The 15238-nt window shown below is 67.5% G+C and carries 18 protein-coding genes and 2 tRNA genes; 12 read left to right on the top strand and 8 right to left on the bottom strand.

All coding sequences use genetic code 11. The features are described 5' to 3' along the window. The first annotated feature begins 64 nt into the window (after positions 1-64). On the top strand, positions 65-859 hold the full coding sequence (gene trpC, locus Q5Z10_RS19650) for an indole-3-glycerol phosphate synthase TrpC (RefSeq protein WP_303637021.1): 795 nt from the start codon (positions 65-67) through the stop codon (positions 857-859). Further along, positions 856-1572: a haloacid dehalogenase-like hydrolase gene (locus Q5Z10_RS19645; protein ID WP_303637020.1), complete on the top strand. Its 717-nt coding sequence runs from the start codon at positions 856-858 to the stop codon at positions 1570-1572. The genes trpC and Q5Z10_RS19645 overlap by 4 nt, the downstream gene beginning before the upstream one ends. Before the next feature lie 61 nt (positions 1573-1633). Here Q5Z10_RS19645 and Q5Z10_RS19640 read toward each other — a convergent pair whose 3' ends face one another. Beyond that, positions 1634-2395: a sulfite exporter TauE/SafE family protein gene (locus tag Q5Z10_RS19640; protein ID WP_303637019.1), complete on the bottom strand. Its 762-nt coding sequence runs from the start codon at positions 2393-2395 to the stop codon at positions 1634-1636. A gap of 140 nt (positions 2396-2535) precedes the next feature. Next, positions 2536-3225, bottom strand: coding sequence for a cAMP-activated global transcriptional regulator CRP (gene crp, locus Q5Z10_RS19635; protein WP_079225401.1), 690 nt, complete (start codon positions 3223-3225; stop codon positions 2536-2538). 149 nt (positions 3226-3374) lie between these two features. On the opposite strand from crp, the gene speD reads away from it, so the two are divergent. Then, positions 3375-4169: an adenosylmethionine decarboxylase gene (gene speD, locus Q5Z10_RS19630; protein WP_014648662.1), complete on the top strand. Its 795-nt coding sequence runs from the start codon at positions 3375-3377 to the stop codon at positions 4167-4169. Positions 4170-4334: 165 nt separating this feature from the next. Further along, positions 4335-4655 (top strand): DMT family transporter, encoded by a 321-nt coding sequence (locus Q5Z10_RS19625; RefSeq protein WP_005411314.1) that lies wholly within the window; start codon positions 4335-4337, stop codon positions 4653-4655. A gap of 70 nt (positions 4656-4725) precedes the next feature. On the opposite strand, the gene coq7 is transcribed toward Q5Z10_RS19625, so the two are convergent. Continuing rightward, on the bottom strand, positions 4726-5370 hold the full coding sequence (gene coq7 / locus Q5Z10_RS19620; protein ID WP_303637018.1) for a 2-polyprenyl-3-methyl-6-methoxy-1,4-benzoquinone monooxygenase: 645 nt from the start codon (positions 5368-5370) through the stop codon (positions 4726-4728). Positions 5371-5564: 194 nt separating this feature from the next. Between coq7 and rplM the strand changes: the two genes are divergently transcribed. Both rplM and rpsI read left to right on the top strand, forming a co-directional pair. Further along, positions 5565-5993: a 50S ribosomal protein L13 gene (rplM, locus tag Q5Z10_RS19615; protein ID WP_005414692.1), complete on the top strand. Its 429-nt coding sequence runs from the start codon at positions 5565-5567 to the stop codon at positions 5991-5993. A 2-nt stretch (positions 5994-5995) separates the two neighbouring features. Next, positions 5996-6388 (top strand): 30S ribosomal protein S9, encoded by a 393-nt coding sequence (gene rpsI, locus Q5Z10_RS19610; RefSeq protein WP_005411311.1) that lies wholly within the window; start codon positions 5996-5998, stop codon positions 6386-6388. Positions 6389-6670: 282 nt separating this feature from the next. Here rpsI and Q5Z10_RS19605 read toward each other — a convergent pair. Together Q5Z10_RS19605 and Q5Z10_RS19600 are read right to left on the bottom strand one after the other, a co-directional pair. Continuing rightward, positions 6671-6745, bottom strand: a tRNA-Gln gene (locus Q5Z10_RS19605). Positions 6746-6797: 52 nt separating this feature from the next. Continuing rightward, positions 6798-6874: transfer RNA gene (locus Q5Z10_RS19600), tRNA-Met, on the bottom strand. Between the two features lie 121 nt (positions 6875-6995). On the opposite strand from Q5Z10_RS19600, the gene Q5Z10_RS19595 reads away from it, so the two are divergent. The 3 genes from Q5Z10_RS19595 to bfr all read left to right on the top strand — a co-directional run bounded on the left by Q5Z10_RS19595 (position 6996) and on the right by bfr (position 8545). After that, complete coding sequence (locus Q5Z10_RS19595) at positions 6996-7616, top strand: RNA pyrophosphohydrolase (protein WP_303637017.1); 621 nt, start codon at positions 6996-6998, stop codon at positions 7614-7616. 108 nt (positions 7617-7724) lie between these two features. Further along, positions 7725-7934, top strand: coding sequence for a (2Fe-2S)-binding protein (locus Q5Z10_RS19590; protein ID WP_303637016.1), 210 nt, complete (start codon positions 7725-7727; stop codon positions 7932-7934). Positions 7935-8074: 140 nt separating this feature from the next. Then, positions 8075-8545, top strand: a complete 471-nt coding sequence (bfr, locus tag Q5Z10_RS19585) for a bacterioferritin (protein WP_108754386.1) — start codon at positions 8075-8077, stop codon at positions 8543-8545. 1 nt (position 8546) lies between these two features. Here the strand turns inward: bfr and Q5Z10_RS19580 are convergent, their stop codons facing one another. From Q5Z10_RS19580 to Q5Z10_RS19570, 3 genes are read right to left on the bottom strand one after another with little or no spacing between them, the layout of a single operon-like run. Then, positions 8547-10772 carry an ATP-binding protein gene (locus Q5Z10_RS19580; RefSeq protein WP_303637015.1) on the bottom strand — a complete coding sequence of 742 codons (2226 nt, stop codon included), beginning with the start codon at positions 10770-10772 and terminating at the stop codon, positions 8547-8549. Next, complete coding sequence (locus Q5Z10_RS19575) at positions 10773-12677, bottom strand: EAL domain-containing protein (protein ID WP_303637014.1); 1905 nt, start codon at positions 12675-12677, stop codon at positions 10773-10775. It lies immediately after the preceding gene. Positions 12678-12721: 44 nt separating this feature from the next. Next, a complete protein-coding gene (locus Q5Z10_RS19570) occupies positions 12722-13339 on the bottom strand; it encodes a DUF4126 domain-containing protein (protein WP_303637013.1) in 618 nt (205 codons plus the stop codon). Positions 13340-13517: 178 nt separating this feature from the next. On the opposite strand from Q5Z10_RS19570, the gene Q5Z10_RS19565 reads away from it, so the two are divergent. Genes Q5Z10_RS19565 through erpA form a run of 3 tightly spaced genes read left to right on the top strand, consistent with a single transcriptional unit; the run spans position 13518 to position 15148 of the window. Then, entirely contained in the window at positions 13518-14261 is a 744-nt protein-coding gene (locus Q5Z10_RS19565; RefSeq protein ID WP_303637012.1) for a DUF6776 family protein, read from the top strand. Between the two features lie 4 nt (positions 14262-14265). Then, positions 14266-14724: a bactofilin family protein gene (locus tag Q5Z10_RS19560; RefSeq protein ID WP_303637011.1), complete on the top strand. Its 459-nt coding sequence runs from the start codon at positions 14266-14268 to the stop codon at positions 14722-14724. A 31-nt stretch (positions 14725-14755) separates the two neighbouring features. Continuing rightward, a complete protein-coding gene (erpA, locus tag Q5Z10_RS19555) occupies positions 14756-15148 on the top strand; it encodes an iron-sulfur cluster insertion protein ErpA (RefSeq protein WP_303637010.1) in 393 nt (130 codons plus the stop codon). Positions 15149-15238: the final 90 nt, after the last annotated feature.

The raw sequence follows: 15238 nt of genomic DNA, 5'->3' as shown, positions 1-15238 counted from the left end.
CAGCCTGACCCATCCGATGGCCGATAATGGCCCTCCTCACCGCCCCAGCACCGAACCGACGACGATGAGTGACATCCTGCAGACGATCCTGGCCCGCAAGGCCGAAGAAGTGGCCCAGCGCCGCGCCCAGCGCCCGCTCGAGGCGCTGCAGGCCGCACTGGCCAGCGCCCCCCCGGTCCGTGGCTTCGTGCGTGCGCTGCAGGCGGCGATCGCCAATGGCGATCCGGCGGTGATCGCCGAGGTGAAGAAGGCCAGTCCGTCCAAGGGCGTGATCCGCCCCGACTTCCGCCCGGCCGACATCGCCGTGAGCTACGAGTTCGGTGGTGCCAGCTGCCTGTCGGTGCTGACCGATGTCGATTTCTTCCAGGGGGCCGACGCCTACCTGCAGCAGGCCCGCGACGCCTGCACGCTGCCGGTGCTGCGCAAGGACTTCGTGATCGACCCCTATCAGGTGGTCGAGGCGCGCGTGCTGGGCGCCGACTGCATCCTGCTGATCGTCGCCGCGCTGGATGACACCCAGCTGGCCACCCTGTCCGAACTGGCGATGTCGCTGGGCATGGACGTGCTGGTGGAAGTGCACGACATCGACGAGCTGGAGCGCGCGCTGCAGGTGCCGGCGCCGATGATCGGCATCAACAACCGCAACCTGCGCACCTTCGAAGTCTCGCTGCAGACCACGCTGGACATGCGCAACGCCGTGCCACGCGACCGCCTGCTGGTCACCGAGAGCGGCATCCTCGGCCCGCAGGACGTGGCCCTGATGCGCGATGCCGGCATCCACGGGTTCCTGGTCGGCGAGGCCTTCATGCGCGTGGAAGAGCCGGGCGAGGGCCTGCGTCAGCTATTCTTCGCGGCATGAAAACGCACTATCCAACGCCGCGCGAGGATGCGCCGCTGGTGGTCTTCGACTTCGACCACACGCTGTACGACGGCGATTCGGGCACCCATCTGTTTGCCTCGCTGATCAAGCGCAACCCGCTGCGGATGCTGGCGGCGCTGCTGGTCACCCCGATCGCCGGACCGATGGTGGCGATGCTGCCCACCCGCCGCGCCGGCATTTCGATCTATGTGTGGATCGGCAGTTTCGGCCTGCACCGGGCGCGGGAGTTCAACCGGGTGATCGATGCCTACGTGATCCGGCATGAGGCGCAGATGCGGGCCAAGCTGCTGCCGCAGGCGCTGGAGGTCTTTGCCGCGCACCGGGCCAGGGGCGATCGCGTGGTGGTGGCCACCGGCGCGCCGCCGGAACTGGCGCGCGCGATCCTGGCGTTCGTCGCCCACCAGGACGTGCCGGTGATCGGCACCGAAGTCGGCCCGCGCCTGGGCGGCGTCGGCCCGACCCGGCACTGCCACAACGAGGAAAAGATGCGCATGCTGCGCGAGCGCGGCTACGGCGACATCGATATCGCCTACTCCGACAGCACGGCCGATCTGCCCCTGCTGCTGGCGGCCAAGGCCCCGGTGGTGGTCAATCCGAAGCCGGCCAAGGTGGCCTTCTTCCGCAGCGTGCTGCCGGCCGGAACCCGCATCCTCAACTGGGGCTGCGTCGACCGCGGCGGCGAGAAGGCGTAGACGGATCCCCCGGCGTTACCGGAAGCGGCGGGGGTAGCGCCGGGCCATGCCCGGCGGACGGTCAGCGGTACAGGTGGCCGTACACCGCATGGCCGATCTGGAACAGGCTGATGCCCAGCACCAGCACACCCACGGCGACCAGCACCCAGCGCTCCTTCACCCGTTTGACCAGCATCGCCGCCACCGGTGCGGCCATCATGCCGCCGACCAGCAGGCCGGCGACGATCTGCAGGTGCTGCAGGCCCATCGACAGCAGGAACGTGGCGGAAATGGTCACGGTGACCACGAATTCAGCGGCATTGACCGTGCCGATGGTGGTCCGCGCCTGGCCGCCACGGGCGAGCAGGGTGGAGGTGGCCACCGGGCCCCAGCCGCCACCGCCGCTGGCATCCAGCAGGCCGGCGAAGAAGCCCAGCACCGGCACCCGGCGGATCTCGCCCTTGGGCATCCAGCGGCCGGCGGCGCGGGCCAGGATGATGATGGCCAGCACCAGCAGATACAGATAGATCAGCGGCCGGATCAGGTCGCCGGGGATCTGGGTCAGGACGTACGCACCCAGCGCGCCGCCCACTGCGCCGGGCACAGCCAGACGCAGGAACAGGCGTTTGTCGACATTGCCGGCCACCAGATGCGACACACCGGAGGCGCCGGTGGTGAACACTTCGGCCGTGTGGATGCTGGCGCTGACCTGCGCCGGGGGCAGCCCCATGCTCAGCAGCACCGACGAGGACACCAGCCCGAATGCCATGCCCAGCGCGCCATCCACCAGCTGCGCGCCGAGGCCGATCAGGATGAACCACCAGAATTCGCTGCCAAGCTCCATGACCCCAGCCTAGCGGATGTGGGTGTGCGGGACATGCGATGGTGGGTCGCATGTGCCTGGATCGGCCGGGCATGGCCCGGCGCTACCGTGATGGAGACGGCGGGGTGGCGCCGGGCGGTGCCCGGCGGACAACAGGTTGCTCAACGCGTGCCGTACAGCACCACGGTCTTGCCGCGGGCGTGCAGCAGGCCATCGGTCTGGAGCTTCTTCAGGACCCGGCCGGCCATTTCACGCGAGCAGCCGACCAGTCGGGCCAGCTCCTGGCGCGAAACGCGCAGCTGGCTGCCCTGTGGGTGGCTCATCGACTCCGGTTCCTGGGCCAGATCGTGCAGGGTGCGCACGATGCGGTCGGTGACATCCAGGAACGCCAGGCGGCTGGCCTTGCGGCTGGTGTCGAGCAGGCGCTTGGAGATCTGCTGGCCCAGCGCATACAGCAGGCGCGGGGCATCGGCCGACAGCGGGCCGAGGAACAGCTGATGCAGGCGCTCGTAGCTGATTTCGGCCAGCTCGCAGGCGGTCCGGGTGCGCAGGATCACCTCGCGGCGGTCCGACTCCACGAACAGGCCCATCTCGCCGACGAACTCGCCAGCGCCGAAATAGCCCAGCACCAGCTCACGGTCGTCATCTTCCTCGGCCATGATCGAGACCGAGCCGCTGATGACGTAATACAGGGTGCCCGCCGGGTCGCCGGGTCGGAAGACGTCGGTCCGGGTGGGGTAGCGCCGCCGATGGCTATGCGCCAGGAAGCGATCGATAGTTGCGATGTCCAAGGCCAATGGGCTGCTAGCTAGGCGCACGGTTGACACGATAGGGGCGCTCCCTCTGCGCATGAACGGATTCACGGGGTCGATAGCGGAGCTTAACCAGCGCAATTGTTAAGGGCAAACAGTGTGCCAGAACCTGGGCGTCTTCACGTTCCCCCCGGGGGCAGTTTGCCTCATAATTCCTCCTTTCCCTTCTTACACAGGAATCGACCGCCGTGGTCAAGCCGTTGCCTCGCCTGAGGCTGCAGGGTTTCAACAACCTCACCAAGGCGCTGAGCTTCAACATCTATGACGTGTGTTACGCGCGCACCGAAGAGGAGCGTCAGCGTTACATTGAATACATCGATGAAGAGTACAACGCCGACAGGCTGACTCAGATCTTGACCGATGTCGCTGAGATCATCGGCGCCAACATCCTCAACGTGGCCCGCCAGGACTATGATCCGCAGGGCGCCTCGGTGACGATCCTGATCTCCGAAGAACCGGTGATCGACAAGAAGCAGGCCGGCAAGGAGCTCATTCCCGACGCCGTGGTCGCGCATATGGACAAGTCGCACATCACCGTGCACACCTATCCGGAAACGCACCCGCAGGAAGGCATTGCCACCTTCCGCGCCGATATCGACGTTGCCACCTGCGGCGTGATCTCGCCGTTGAAGGCGTTGAACTACCTGATCGAGAGCCTGGAATCGGACATCGTGATCATGGACTACCGTGTCCGTGGCTTCACCCGTGATGTGAAGGGCAAGAAGCACTACATCGATCACAAGATCAACTCGATCCAGAACTTCCTGGCCAAGAACATCAAGTCGCGTTACGAGATGTTCGACGTCAATGTCTACCAGGAGAACATCTTCCACACGAAGATGCACCTGAAGGACTTCGACCTGGACCAGTACCTGTTCGAGGAAAAGGCCAAGAACCTGTCGTTCAAGGAGCGCATGAAGATCGAGGCGCTGCTCAAGCGCGAGATCGAAGAGCTGTTCCACGGCCGCAACCTGTCCGAGTAAGACCCGTGCGCGGTGCCGGCAGGCATCGCCACCCAGGCGGGACGACCCGCCCCGTGGAACCTGCGCCCTGCGCAATCTTCAGTTCCACGGCGATGTACCGACCTACGGCCCGGTGTGAAAACACCGGGCCGTTTCTTTTCCCCACAAGGTAAGGAGCCCCCACCCATGCCCTGGATCTATCTGCTGCTGGCCGGTCTGTTCGAGATCGGATTCGCCCTTGGAATGAAGTACTCCGAAGGCTTCAGCAAACCCCTGCCGACCGCTGCCACGGTGGTGTCGGCGCTGATCAGCCTGTACCTGATGAGCCAGGCGATGAAGAGCATCCCGGTCGGCACCGCCTATGCGATCTGGACCGGCATCGGCGCCATGGGCGTGGCGGTGCTGGGCATCTACCTGTTCAATGACAGTGCCTCACCGGCGCGCCTGGCCTGCGTGGGCCTGATCGTGGCCGGCGTGATCGGGCTGAAGCTGGTATCGCCGAACTGAAAGGTGGCCCGGGCAACAGCCGGGCCCCGGCGTGCCCGGGCAGGCCCCCTCCGTGGCTGGGGGCCGCCATTCAGATGCGGTAGGCGATGGTCTTCATGACCTTGGACGCCAGCGCCATCGCGCCCGGAATCGGGAACGGCAGGCGGCGCGCGCCGGCCTGTTCGGCGTGTTCGGCATGCCGGGCCTCGTCTTCCTTCATCACCTGGATGACGGCACGGCTGCGCAGGTCGGCCGCTGGAAGGTCGACCAGGTGCTCGTCCAGGTGGGCCTCCACCTGGCGCTCGGTTTCCACCACGAAGCCCAGGTTCCAGCCGTCGCCGCGCAGCCCGGCCAGGGTGCCGATGGTGTAGCTGCCGGCATACCACAACGGGTTGAACAGGCTCGGCCGGCTGTCCAGTTCGCCCAGCCGGGTGGCGCACCAGGCCAGGTGGTCGGTCTCTTCCTGCGCCGCTTCCAGCAGGTGTTCGCGGGTGGCCGGGTCGCGGGCCACGGCGGCCTGGCCGAAGTACAGGCCCTGGGCGCAGACCTCGCCGACGTGGTTGATCCGCATCAGGCCTGCGGCGTGGCGGCGCTGGGCGCTGTCCATGCCGGGCTCCGCGGTGTCCGTGGCCGGGTAGGGGCGGGCCGCCGGCGGATTGCCGAACACCGTGTCCAGCGCGCGCTGCGCCTCGGTCAGCAGGTGGTCCAGTGGGGTGTTCTGGCGGAGCACGGTCATGGCGGCACGGGGTGGGGCGGGGACCTGAGATTCTCGCCCGGCCCCGGCGCCCTGCCAACCCGGTGCTGGGGGCGGCTTGCACCCGCCGACCAGGGTGAGTACAATCCCGCCTCTTACGCTTCACCTTTCACAACGCGTGGCAGAGTTCCGGCGAGTCCTTCGCCGCAATGAGCCCGACCTAACCAGAGTTCTTCATGAGCACTTTCACTGCCAAGAACGAGACCGTCCAGCGCGACTGGTACCTCGTCGACGCCGAGGGCAAGACCCTGGGCCGTCTCGCCACCGAGCTGGCCCGCCGTCTGCGTGGCAAGCACAAGCCGGTCTACACCCCGCACGTTGATACCGGCGACTACCTGGTCGTCATCAATGCAGAAAAGATTGCCGTCACCGGCAAGAAGCTGCAGGACAAGATGTATCACCGTTTCACCGGTTACATCGGCAACCTGAAGACCGAATCCCTGGCCCAGGCGCTGGAGCGCCACCCGGAGCGCGTGATCGAGATCGCCGTGAAGGGCATGCTGCCGAAGGGCCCGCTGGGTCGCCAGATGTACCGCAAGCTCAAGGTCTACGCCGGCACTGAGCATCCGCACGCCGCACAGCAGCCGCAGGTTCTGGATATCTAATCATGGCTATCACTCAAAACTACGGCACTGGCCGCCGCAAGTCCTCCACCGCTCGCGTGTTCCTGCGCAAGGGTTCGGGCAACATCACCGTCAATGGCCGTCCGCTGGACGAGTTCTTCGGCCGTGAGACCGCGCGCATGATCGTGCGCCAGCCGCTCGAGCTGACCAAGAACACCGAAAGCTTCGACATCCTGGTCACCGCCGCTGGCGGCGGCACCACCGGCCAGGCCGGTGCGATCCGTCTGGGCATCGCCCGTGCTCTGGTCGAGTACGACGAAACCCTGAAGTCCGAGCTGCGCAAGGCTGGCTTCATGACCCGCGACGCCCGCGAAGTCGAACGTAAGAAGGTCGGTCTGCACAAGGCCCGCCGCGCCACCCAGTTCTCCAAGCGCTGATTTGCCGCGCCTGGTTGGGCTCCTTCGGGAGCCCGCTGGCTGGAAACGCAAAAGCCCGGCTTCGGCCGGGCTTTTGTCGTTCTGGGGGTAAAGCATTTCCAGGTTGCCGGCCAGCGACCGGCACTACCCGTGGCTTCGCATATCGACCCCGGACCTCTCTCTGGAGAAGAGCCCCCTTGTTGTTCAAGGGGGCGCGCCGACAGGCGCGGGGATAAGGTGGAATGCGTGACCAAATCAAACGCAAAAGGCCAGATCTTTCGATCTGGCCTTTTGCGTTTAATTTGGCTGCCCCGGATGGATTCGAACCACCGAATGCCTGAGTCAGAGTCAGGTGCCTTACCGCTTGGCGACGGGGCAATGTCGCGTGTAACTATTTTCTCACTTTTCACATTGAAAGACAACTTCAACGTGGTGGCTATGGGTGGACTCGAACCACCGACCCCAGCATTATGAGTGCTGTGCTCTAACCGGCTGAGCTACATAGCCTTGGTGAGCCCGCTATTCTGCTGATGTGTACTGGGCCTGTCAACAGTTTTGTGCCGTGCTTGTGGGCCGACAGACGGCATGGGATAGTCCCGACCAGTAGATTTTCTTAGGAGTCCGCATCGTGATCGATCCGGACGGCTATCGACCGAACGTCGGCATCGTGCTGATGCGGCAGGACGGGCAGGTGTTCTGGGCACGACGTGTGCGCCGGGATGGCTGGCAGTTCCCGCAGGGCGGCATGAACACCGATGAGACGCCTGTCGAGGCCATGTATCGTGAATTGCAGGAAGAGACCGGCCTGCTGCCCGAGCACGTGGAAGTGCTGGGGGCGACACCGGGCTGGCTGCGTTACAAGCTGCCGGCACGGGCCATCCGTCGCAACGAGCGGCAGGTCTGCATCGGCCAGAAGCAGGTCTGGTTCCTGCTGCGCCTGACCGGCGACGAGGCCCACGTGCGCCTGGACCATACCGATTCGCCTGAATTCGACCACTGGCGCTGGGTGGATTTCTGGTACCCGGTCGAGCACGTGGTGGTGTTCAAGCGAGGGGTCTACGCGCGTGCCCTGCGGCACCTGGCGCCGCTGGCCCAGGGAGTGGCGGGGCAGGGCATCAGTGCCATGCCCAAGAGCGCCGCCGAGGCCTGGATGCCCGGCCACACTGCCGGCCATGACCGCCCGCGCAAGCGCCCGCGCAGCCGGGGCTACTGGCCCAAGAAGGCGCAGAGCGACGGACCGGCCACCTGACCGTCTGAACGGTATCGAGAATGGTTCAGGTCTTTGATTGACAACCATTCTCGTTTCCATTGGAATAGTGACCAGGCCGCTACTGGCCTGCTGCCCTGGTTTCCGCCCGTGTACGTCTGCATCTGCAATGGTGTCACCGACCACCAGATCCGCGAAGCCGCCAGCCATGGCGTCACGTCGGTGGCCGAGCTGACCATGCGTACCGGTTGTGGTGCCACCTGCGGCTCCTGCCTGGACATGGCCGGCGATCTGCTGGCCAAGGCGCGCGCGACCCACGACCTGGCGCTGCCGGTGCTGGGCCTGGCCCAGGTCGCCTGAGTCCGCCTGCAGCGCCTTGACGCTGCGTTGCTTCAACCTTCACTTCCGCCCCTGCCGGCCAATGCGCACGATTCGCGTTCCTTCATCGGCGCGCGCGAGGCGTTACAGTGCCCGCGATTTCAGCGTGCAGGAGCATCCCCATGAAGGGCGACACCAAGGTCATCGAATTCCTCAACAAGGTCCTCTACAACGAGTTGACCGCGATCAACCAGTACTTCCTGCACGCCAAGATGCTGAAGAACTGGGGCATCAAGGAGCTCGCCGAGCACGAGTACAAGGAATCGATCGACGAGATGAAGCATGCCGACATGCTCGCCGACCGCATCCTGTTCCTCGAAGGCCTGCCGAATTTCCAGGCGCTGGGCAAGCTGCGCATCGGCGAGAACCCGACCGAGATCCTGCAGTGCGACCTGTCGCTCGAGCGCGATGGCGTGGTCACCCTGCGCGACGCCGTGGCCTATGCCGACTCGGTTGGCGACTATGTCAGCCGCCAGCTGTTCGTGAAGATCCTCGATTCGGAGGAAGAGCACATCGACTGGCTGGAAACCCAGCTGGACCTGATCGAGCGTATCGGCGAGCCGAAGTACCTGCTGAGCAAGCTCGAGGAGTGAGTCAGCCGGCCGCGCCGCTGCGCTGCTGCGCCAGGTAACCGGTCAAGGCCACCCGCGCGCGCGCGAATTCGGCCACCAGCAGCGCCACTGCCACCGCAGGGCGCTGCAGGCTGCCGTTGCGCGCTTCGTGTTCGATCCGGCGCGCCACCGCTGACAGCGACACGGCGCCGACATTGGCACTGGAGGATTTCAGGCTGTGCGCCAGCGCCTGCAGGCGCTCGATGTCATTGCCCTGTGCCGCCTGCTGCAGTGCTTGCACCAGAGGCGGGGCGTCTTCCAGGAAGACCGCCACGATCTGCATGGCCACCTCACCGATCACCGCGTGCAGTTCGTCCAGCACGCTGCGGTCGAGCACGGGCTGCGGCGGCGTTGTCGCCTCCGCCGGCGCGCCACCCGCTGCCTCGCCGGCCTGCAACGGCGCTGGCCCCGGCTCCGCCATGGCCAACTCCGGCGGCGGGCGGTCGTCCATGTCCATGGCCGGCGCAGGCCGCGCCCAGCGTCGCAGCAGCGCATGCAGCGCCTCGCGCGTGATCGGTTTGGACAGATAGTCGTCCATGCCGGCCTGCAGGCAGCGTTCGCGATCGCCGGCCATGGCATTGGCGGTCATGGCGATGATCGGCAACCGCGCCTGCCCGGCCGCGCGCTCTTCGTCACGCCAGCGCCGGGTGGCGCTGTAGCCATCGAGCACCGGCATCTGGCAATCCATCAGCACTACGTCGATGGCGCCCTCGCGCATCGCCGCCAGCGCGTGTTCACCATCGGCGGCAGTGCGCACCTGACAGTGGAAGCTGCGCAGCAGGTGCTCGGCGACCATCCGGTTGACCGTGTTGTCCTCCACCAGCAGAACGCGCAGCTGCAGTGCAGGCAAGGCCGCAGCGGGCGTGGCCGCAGCCGCATCGGCCAGCAGCGCGGCCGGCCGCGCGGTGGCGGCAGGGGGGGCCAGCAGCGCGTGCAGCTCGGCATCGCTGAAGGTGCTGCACAGCTGCTGCTGGCGCGGCCGTGGCGCCAGCGCGGTGTCCTGCAGCCACAGCACCTGCAGCGCATCGTCGTCGCCACGTTCGGCCAGTGCCCGTTGCAGCGCCGCCTCGCCGCTGCGGCGCTGGCGTGCATCGACCAGCAGCCATGCCGCCGCATTCCGGCCCGGACGCGGCGCCGTGCGCAGATGCTCGATCACGTCTTCCAGGCGGTGCAGCGGCTGCACCTGCAGGGTGTGGTGCGCGGCGATACGTTCAAGGCGCGCCTGCAGGTGCGCATCGCTGCTGAACAACAGCAGGGACGCCGGTGAACGCGCCAGTGCCGGCAGATCGCCGGGCACCTTCAACAACGGCACTTCGAACCAGAACGTGGCGCCGTGGCCCGGCGTGGACTGCACGCCGATCCGGCCCTGCATCAGGTCGGTGATGCGCTTGCAGATGGCCAGGCCGAGCCCGGTGCCGCCGTAGAGGCGGGTGGTGGACGCGTCGGCCTGGCTGAAGGACTGGAACAGCCGCGCCTGCAGCGCCTCGTCGATGCCGATGCCGGTATCCACGACCTCGAAGCGCAGCAGATGCTGCGCGGGGCCTTCGCCCAGCCGCTGCACGCGCAGCTGCACGTGGCCGCGCGCGGTGAATTTGATCGCGTTGGCCAGCAGGTTGCCCAGCACCTGGCGCAGCCGCACCGGGTCGCCCCGCACAGGCAGGCGCACGCCCGGGTCCAGCTGCAGGCTCAGCGCCAGGCCCTTGGCTTCGGCGGCGCGCTGCAGCAGCTGCACGACGCCGTCGAGCAGTTCGCGCAGGTTGAACGTGGTGATCTCCAGTTCCAGCGCCTGCGCTTCCAGCCGCGAGTAGTCGAGGATGTCATCGACGATGCGCAGCAGCTGCTGCGAGCTGGCCGAGGCCGTGGCCAGCATCTGCCGCTGATCCTCGCCGAGCGGGCCGCGTGCGATCAGTTCCAGCATCGGCAGGATGCCGTTGAGCGGGGTGCGGATCTCATGGCTCATGGTGGCCAGGAACTCGCCCTTGGCCAGTACCGCCGCCTCGGCCGCCTGCTTGGCCTGCAGCAGCTGCTGCTCCAGCTGGCCCTGGCGTTCGGTGGTCCGCCGCAGCTGGTCGCGTTCGCTGGTCAGGGTGATGCGCTCGCGCTGCAGCAGCGCCAGCGACCGGTTGCGCGCCCGCAGCCGCAGGCCCAGTACCAGCAGCGCGACGATGGCCAGTGCCAGCGCGGCCAGCAGGGCGGCCGTCAGCGGCACTCAGAGCACCGCGTTGTGGAAGTCGAAGTTCAGGTCGCTGCCGGCCGACTGCACCATGTTGCCCTGGATGTAATCGACGCCGCCGACCCACATCGCGGCAGCCGCCTGCGGATCTTCGATCTGCTGGCCGATGATCTGCAGGCCGGCCGCGTGCGCCTGTGCGATCGCCTGGCGCAGCTCCTCCCGGGTCTCGGGATTGGAGTGGCTGCTGGAGAAGCGCGCGCCCAGCCGGACGAACGACAACGGCAGCTGGGCAAGCAGCGCACTGGCCTCGCTGCCCGGCTCGAACTGGCTCAGGCAGAAGCGCACGCCGACGCCGACCATGCGCTGGCAGAACTGCTGCAATGGCACGGTGTGGATGAGGGCATCGGGCAGGCGCACATCGATCACCAGCGCGGAGCCGGGCAGGTCGCGCTGCTGCAGCGACTCCAGCAGCCAATCGGCGAAGGCATCGCGCTGCAGCGTGCGCAGCGACTGCGAGACGAACAGGTTCAATGGCTGGGTGGCATGCCGGTACAGGTCGAGCAGGCCCATCGCGTGCTCCAGCACCTGCTGGTCGAGATCGGCGATGCGGCCGGCGGCCTCGGCGGCCGGAATCACCTGGCCCGCGGTCAGCACGGTGCCATCGTTCTGGCGCAGGCGCAGCAACAGCTGGTACTGCGCGCTGCTGCCGCCGGCGACCGCGACGATCGGCTGGTAGGCCAGCTCCAGCTGCCCTTCGAGCAGTGCCAGGTGCTCCTGCTCGGTGATTTCCTCGCGGTGCACGTGCCCGGCCACGCCGGCACTCAGCAGGCGCGCCTGCAGGGTGGTGCGTTCCACCGCCTCCAGCGCACTGCTGGCATCGCTGAAGCCCGACGACAGCGGCGCGTAACCCACCACGCCGCGCAGGTGAACCGATTCGTCATCGCGGATCACGAAGGCACGCGCCGACAGCTGTTCGCGCAGGGTGCCGGCGAGTGTTTCCAGGCTGTCCTCGTCGGCAGTGCGTGCCAGCAGCAGGAAGCTGTTGTCGTTCAGGCGCGCCAGCAGGTGCGGGTGGCCGGCCTCGGCCAGGCGCTGGCCGGCCTGCACCATCAACCGTTCGAAGGCGGCGTAGCCGTAGCGCTCGCGCAGCCCCAGCGCGCTGGAGACCTCGACGAAGAACACCCCGCCACGGTCGTGCTGGGCGAGCGAGGTGGTGAGCTGCTGCAGGACGTGGTGGCGCGTGGGCAGCCCGGTTTCCGGATTGCTGGTGGCCGGAGCGCCAGTGGCGCCGGGCAGGGTCGCGGCCTGTGCACGGGCCCGGCGGATGCGGTTGGCCACGGCGGCGATCAGATGGCGCGGCCGGATCGGCTTGCTCAGGTAGTCGTCGGCGCCGCAGTCGAGGACCTCGAACTGGCGCTCGGGATCGGGATCGCCGCTGAGGAACACGATCGGCAGCAGCTGCATGCCCGGCTGCTGGCGGATCATCGCGGTCAGCCGCATGCCATCCAGGCCCGGCAGGTGCAGGTCCATCAGGATCAGGTCGGGCCGCTGCTCGCGGATGGCCTGCTGCACGCCATCAGCATCGCCGAGCACGGTCGCCTGCATGCCGGCGCCGTGCAGCACGCTCTGTGCGAACAGCGCCTGGGCGCGATCGTCCTCGACGATCAGCACGCGGTACGGGGAATCGGCCTCGGTGGGCGGCAGGTCACTGTTGCCGGCCTCGGGCACGGCCACGGCGGCAGGCAACGGCGGTGGCGCCGCCAGCGGAGCATCACCGCCGGTGGTCGGCCGCGGCGGCGCTTCCAGCACCACACGTACCGGCTCGGTGACCGCGGGCACGACTGCAGTGGCTGCAGGCGTCGTCCAGCGCTGCCAATGATCGGCCGGAGGGGTTTCAGCGCGTCCCGGGCGGGCAGGCGCGGCGGATTCGTTGACGGCCATCGATGCTCCTGGTGTTCGCCGCCATTATGCGGCAAGGCAGGGGGTCAACCGGTCCGCGGCTGCCCCGGGCCATCACCGGTGCCGCTGCGTGCCAGCCAGCGCACGCCCCTCCACAGGGCGCGCCAGACCAGCCATACCAGCAACGCGCCGGCCAGGCTGCAGGCGAGCACCACGATCAGGGCGATCCACGGATGCGCCAGGGCAAGCGCCAGGCCACCGACCACCACGGTGTCTTCGGCAGCCGAAGCGACCCAGTTGCTGGCCGGTTCCGGCGAGGTATTGAGCAGCGCGCGGGTACCGGCCTTCAGGCCATGGCTGGCCAGCGCGACGCCGGCACCGGCGACCAGTGCGCCGGTGCCCAGATCCCCATCGGGCGACAGGGTTGCCGCCGCCAGGAAGGCGCCTGCGGGCACGCGCGCCAGGGTCTGGACCAGATCCCAGGCCGAGTCCACGCCGGGAATCTTGTCGGCGAAGAATTCAGCGACGGCCAGCGCCGCAGAGGTGCCCAGCACCCACCACGACTCGGTGGCCTGCAGGGCAGGCGGCAGCTCGACCCAGCCCAGCAGGCCGGCCAGGCCGACACCGAACACGGTCAGGTAGACACGGATGCCGGCCAGCCAGGCCAGCAGGATGCCGATCACGAACAGGTGGGCTTCGGTCATGGCGGGCTCCGGCGGCGGAACTGTGCGGGGTGCCACACTATCGACGATGACGTCGCTGAACACCACAACCGGGGTCCGGCCGTCACAACGGAATCCCGCCGTTCCTGTCATACACTAGCCCGTCGTCTGCTACAGGGGCCGTGCTGGCGTCGCCGCTGCGATGCCACGGAGACCACCCATGAACAATCGCCCTCCCATGCGCGTGCAGGTCCGCCTGCCCGGCGCGCCGCAACCGCCGGCCGACCGCCGCCGCCTGCTGGTGATCGGCGGCATCTGGCTGCTCAGCCTGGTGCTGGCCGTGCTGGGGGGCTGCTGGCTGGGCGCGCCGCGCGGCGAACAGGGCCAGCGACTGCAGGCGGCCGAGAAGCGCGCCGCGACGCTGCAGGCGCAGTTGACCGAACTGCGCCAGAAGCAGGCCACGCTGGAAGCCTCCGACCGCATCAGCCGCGCCGCCAACAACGAAGTGCAGTCCTCGCTGGCCGAACGGGACGAGGAGATCGCCGGGTTGCGTGCCGACGTCGCCTTCTACGAGCGCCTGGTCGGCTCGACCAGCCAGCGCAAGGGCCTGAACACCCATTCGATCGAGTTCAGCCCCGAATCGGCCGGCACCTGGCAGTACAGCGTGGTGTTGACCCAGAACCTCAACCGCGGCGCGATCAGCCAGGGCCAGATGCGTTTCACCGTGGAAGGCGTGAAGAACGGCAAGCTGGCCACCATCAGCTGGGACGAGCTGCACCAGCGCAGCAAGGTGCCGGGACAGGACTATTCCTTCCGGTACTTCCAGCAGCTCACCGGCAGCGTGATGCTGCCGGCTGACTTCACCCCGCAACGGGTGAGGGTGACATTGGGAGGTGGTGCGGGGGGCGCCACGCAGGTATTCGACTGGAAACAGGCCGGCGCACCGGCCAGCAAAGGGGAGTAGGCAGATGTTCGGAAGCAGCAAGTCCAGCCGTGATGGCCAGCTGGTGGTGGATGCCCTGATCGGCAACCAGGTGGTGATCCGCGGCGATGTGGAATTCAGTGGTGGCCTGTACGTGGAAGGCCGCATCCACGGCAAGGTGATCGCCCAGGAAGGCGCCAGTGGCGCGACCCTGACCGTCGCCGAGCATGGCGTGATCGAAGGTGAGATCCGCGCCCAGGTGGTGGTCATCAGTGGCCGGCTCGACGGTGACGTGCATGCCAGCGAGAAGGTCGAGCTGACCCCGAGCGCGCGGGTCAACGGCAATGTCCACTACCAGGTGGTGGAAATGAACGCCGGTGCCCAGCTGAATGGGCGGCTGATCCACGCCAGCGCGCCGATGCAGGCGCTGCCGGCACCGGAGGAGGACGCGGCCGACGGCAAGGACACCGCTGCGCGCCGCAAGCTGGCCGAGGCGATGGCTTGAAAGCCATCGCTGGCGCCCCCATGCTGGAGCCATGAGCACGCTAGTTTCCCTGCCCGGCACCGCGCCGGTTGCCGCGCCCGATTACCAGTCGCTGGACCGGCCGCTGAACTTCACCGAAGCCGCTGCGGCCAAGGTCAAGGACCTGATCCAGGACGAGGGCAACCCCGGCCTGGCGCTGCGCGTGTACATCGAAGGCGGCGGCTGCTCGGGGTTCCAGTATGGGTTCGAGTTCGATGAGAACCGTGCCGAGGATGACCTCGCCGTGCAGACCAGCGGGGTCACCCTGCTGGTCGATCCGCTCAGCCTGCAGTACCTGATGGGCGCTGAAGTGGACTACACCGAAAGCCTGACCGGTGCGCAGTTCGTGATCCGCAATCCGAACGCCAAGACCACCTGCGGCTGCGGCAGCAGTTTCAGCATGTAAGCGCGTGCCGCGGGCATCCGGTACAGCCACGCCACGCCACGCGTGGCTGTGCTGCGCCTGCGGACGACACCGGCAGACTGCGCACAGCGC

It is taken from the genome of Stenotrophomonas sp. 704A1 (assembly GCF_030549525.1).
Lineage (GTDB): Bacteria > Pseudomonadota > Gammaproteobacteria > Xanthomonadales > Xanthomonadaceae > Stenotrophomonas > Stenotrophomonas tuberculopleuritidis.
The sequence above is the reverse complement of the archived record's forward strand: the minus strand, read 5'-3'. Positions and strand labels throughout refer to the sequence as shown.